The organism is Micromonospora sp. NPDC047753 (assembly GCF_040642735.1).
GTDB lineage: Bacteria > Actinomycetota > Actinomycetes > Mycobacteriales > Micromonosporaceae > Micromonospora.
On sequence record NZ_JBEYSL010000685.1, the window covers coordinates 1 to 2,842 of the forward strand.

Here is a 2,842-nt window from a genome sequence, read left to right on the forward strand (position 1 = left end):
TGACGATGATCTCCACGACCGCGCTGTGCAGCGAGTCGGAGGAGTAGAGCGGCGCGGTGCAGCCCTCGACGTAGTGCACGTACGCACCCTCGTCGACGATGATCAGCGTCCGCTCGAACTGGCCCATGTTCTCCGTGTTGATCCGGAAGTAGGCCTGCAGCGGGATCTCGACGTGCACGCCCTTCGGCACGTAGATGAACGAGCCACCGGACCACACCGAGGTGTTCAGGGCGGCGAACTTGTTGTCGCCGACCGGGATCACGGTGCCGAAGTACTCCTTGAAGACGTCCTCGTGCTCGCGCAGCGCCGTGTCGGTGTCCAGGAAGAGGACGCCCTGCTCCTCAAGGTCCTCGCGGATCTTGTGGTAGACGACCTCGGACTCGTACTGCGCCGCGACACCGGCGACCAGCCGCTGCTTCTCCGCCTCCGGGATGCCCAGCCGGTCGTAGGTGTTCTTGATGTCCTCGGGCAGGTCCTCCCAGCTGGTGGCCTGCTTCTCCGTCGACCGGACGAAGTACTTGATGTTGTCGAAGTCGATTCCGGTGAGGTCCGCGCCCCACGCCGGCATCGGCTTACGGCCGAACAGCCGCAGGCCCTTCAGCCGCAGGTCGAGCATCCACGCCGGCTCGTTCTTCTTGGCCGAGATGTCCCGCACCACCGCCTCGTTGATGCCACGCTGGGCGACAGCCCCGGCGGCGTCCGGGTCGGACCAGCCGTACTCGTACCGGCCCAGGGCGGCGAGCTGCTCTTCCTGGGTCAGGGGCTGGACGATCTGCTCGGTCATCTATCTGTCCTCACAGTGGTTACGGGATTACCGGATTGAGCACGGCCCGGCTGGGTCGGGATGTGCGTGGTGCACACCCCGTCGCCGTGCGCGATGGTGGCCAGACGCTGCACGTGGGTGCCGACCAGACGGGAGATGACCGCGGTCTCGGCCTCGCACAGCTGAGGAAACTCGGCGGCCACGTGCGCCACCGGGCAGTGGTGCTGACAGAGCTGGCCGCCAGAGGCGATCGTGGTCGCATTGGCAGCGTAACCCTCGCCCGTGAGCGCTGCGGCAAGTGCCTCGGCTCGCGCGAGAGGGTCGTCGCCCGCATCCTCCATGGCCGCCCGACAGCGGGACTCGAGAGCGGACACCTGCTCGGTGGCGAACGCCTCCACCGCGTCCGGGCCGCCGCTGCGGGCGATCCAGCGCAGCGCGGCGGTGGCCATGTTGTCGTAGTGGTGTGTGCCACAGCGGACCCGGGCGGCCTCGGTCAGCAGGAACACCTTCGCCGGGCGGCCCCGACCGCGACTGCCCTGCACAGGCTGCTCGCGGGCGTACACGTCACCATCCGCAAGCATCGCGTCGAGGTGTCGGCGGATCGCCGCCGGGCTGAGCCCGAGCGCCGCGCCAAGCTGCGCGGCGGTGGTGGCACCCTGCTCCAACAGCAACTGGGTGACCCGATCCCGGGTGGAGACCTCGGCCGCCGCCGGCCCGGCGGGGCCGACCGGCGTGGTCACGGCAGGCGCGGACGCACCGACGGCCGGCACGGCCGTCGGCTGGTGCCCGAAGAGCGCCGCCGCGTTTTTCACAACGCCAACGTTACGTAATTACCCGGAGGGTCGCAAACCCGGGCTCCGGTGATCCCAACCACCGCACTGACGGAGTCGGACGAACCTCGATCACTACGGTGCGTAGGATTTGCGCCGTGAACCGAATCGTCCGTCCGGTCTCCGGCATCCTGCTGCGCCGCCTCGCGCTCGCCTCGATCATCGCGAACGTGGGCATCGTCGTCACCGGCGGGGCCGTCCGACTGACCGCCTCGGGCCTCGGCTGCCCCACCTGGCCCCGGTGCACAGACGATTCCTACGTCACCACGCCGGAGATGGGCGTGTACGGCGTCATCGAGTTCGGCAACCGGATGCTGACCTTCGCGGTGGGTCTGATCGCGCTGGCCACGGTGCTGGCCGTACTGCTGCACCGGCCCCGCCGACCCGGGCTTCTCGCACTGGCCGTGGTGGTCTTCCTGGGCATCCCCGCCCAGGCGGTCCTCGGTGGCATCACCGTGCTGACCAACCTCAACCCGTGGGTGGTCGGGCTGCACTTCCTCGCCTCGATGGCCGTGATCGCCGCCGCGTACGCCCTCTGGCGACGTATCGGCGACCCCGACGGCCCGACCGCGGCCGTGGTGCCCGCACCACTGCGCGCGCTGGCCCGGGTCACCACCGGCGTCACCGTCGCCGTGCTGGTCGTCGGCACCTGGGTCACCGGCAGCGGCCCGCACGCCGGCGACCACGGCGCCGCCCGCAACGGGCTCGACCCGGAGACGATCTCCCAGGTGCACGCGGACGGGGTCTTCCTGCTGATCGGCCTGTCGGTGGCGCTGATCTTCGCGTTCCGCGCCGTCGGTGCGCAGCGGGCCACCCGCGCCGCGATCATCCTGGTCGCCGTGGAGTTGGGCCAGGGCCTGATCGGCTTCGTGCAGTACTTCACCCACGTGCCGGCGGTCCTGGTTGGCGCACACATGCTCGGCTCCTGCCTGGTACTGCTGGCCGCGCTGTCGGTGCAGTGGTCCACCCGGGAACGCCGCCCGGTCGCGCCGGCGCCCCAGGCCACCCCGACCGACGCCGCCGCCCCGGTACCGGTCAGCGCCTGACCCGCCCGCGCACCCCGCGCCCCTTCGTTCGTCGCGCGCCCCGCCATCAGCACCCACGCGCCCCGTAGAGCCTGACCCCCACAACGAGCCCGCGCCCCGCGCCCCGCGCCCCGCGCCCCGCGCCCCGCGCCCCGCGCCCAAGATCTGCGCAACATCCCCGATGTTGCTGCCTCCGACACGCCGGAGACAGCAACATCCCTGAT

The 2,842-nt window shown here is 70.7% G+C and carries 3 protein-coding genes; 1 reads left to right on the forward strand and 2 read right to left on the reverse strand.

Going from position 1 to position 2,842, the window contains the following annotated elements:
* On the reverse strand, window positions 1-784 hold a 784-nt coding region (gene sufB, locus ABZ749_RS33140; RefSeq protein ID WP_357234872.1), incomplete at its 3' end, for a Fe-S cluster assembly protein SufB.
* Window positions 781-1,503 (reverse strand): HTH domain-containing protein, encoded by a 723-nt coding sequence (locus tag ABZ749_RS33145; RefSeq protein WP_355009983.1) that lies wholly within the window; start codon window positions 1,501-1,503, stop codon window positions 781-783. The genes sufB and ABZ749_RS33145, both read right to left, overlap by 4 nt.
* Window positions 1,504-1,673: 170 nt before the next feature.
* Here ABZ749_RS33145 and ABZ749_RS33150 point away from each other — a divergent pair, with 170 nt between their 5' ends.
* Entirely contained in the window at window positions 1,674-2,639 is a 966-nt protein-coding gene (locus tag ABZ749_RS33150; protein ID WP_357234876.1) for a COX15/CtaA family protein, read from the forward strand.
* Window positions 2,640-2,842 lie beyond the last annotated feature (203 nt).